The organism is Streptomyces atratus, from assembly GCF_014648655.1.
GTDB classification, from domain to species: domain Bacteria; phylum Actinomycetota; class Actinomycetes; order Streptomycetales; family Streptomycetaceae; genus Streptomyces; species Streptomyces atratus.
Genome location: NZ_BMRN01000211.1, coordinates 1 through 756 on the forward strand (window position 1 = coordinate 1; position 756 = coordinate 756).

Here is a 756-nt window from a genome sequence, read left to right on the forward strand (position 1 = left end):
ATCACCACCGTCGGGCGAGCGTCGTCCAGCATGAACGCGATCCGCGACCGCGGGTACGACAGATCCACCGGAAGGTACGCGGCCCCGGCCTTCAGCACGCCCAGGACCGCCACCACCGACTCCGGCGACCGCGGCAACGCCACCGCCACGATCTGCTCCGGACCCACACCCCGAGCGATCAGCGCATGCGCCAACCGATTCGCCCGAACATTCAACTGCCCGTACGTCAACTCGACATCACCACAGACAAGCGCGACCGCATCCGGCGTCGCCGCCACCTGCACCGCGAACGCCTGCGGCACCGGGACGGCGCCCACCTCACGGGCGGTCGCGTTGCCACTCTCCAGGAGTCGACGACGCTCACCGGCGTCGAGGAGGTCGATCTCCCCGATCGGCTGCTCCGGGTCGGCGGTGACCGCCTCCAGCAGGAGCGTCCAGCGCCGGGCGAGGGCGGCGACCGTATCCCGGTCGAACAGGTCGGTTGCGTACTCCACAGCGCCGACGATCCCGGCCGGCTTTCCGTCCGGCCCGAACCGTTCAGCAAGGTTCACACCGAGGTCGAACTTGGCGGTTCCGGTGGGCACTGCGTAGGTGGCGACGTCCAGGCCGGGCAGCGAGAAGCGGCCCATCGGAGCGTTCTGCACGGCCAAGACGGTCTGGAACAGCGGGTGGTGGGACAGCGACCGGGACGGATTCAGCACCTCCACCAGGTGCTCGAACGGCACATCCTGATGCGCGAACGCCGACAGCGCCGTC

At 69.4% G+C, this 756-nt stretch carries 1 protein-coding gene; it reads right to left on the reverse strand.

Annotated elements, in window-relative coordinates; all coding sequences use genetic code 11:
* A partial coding sequence (locus tag IEZ15_RS44155; RefSeq protein WP_189282542.1) for an AMP-binding protein occupies positions 1-756 on the reverse strand: 756 nt, incomplete at both ends.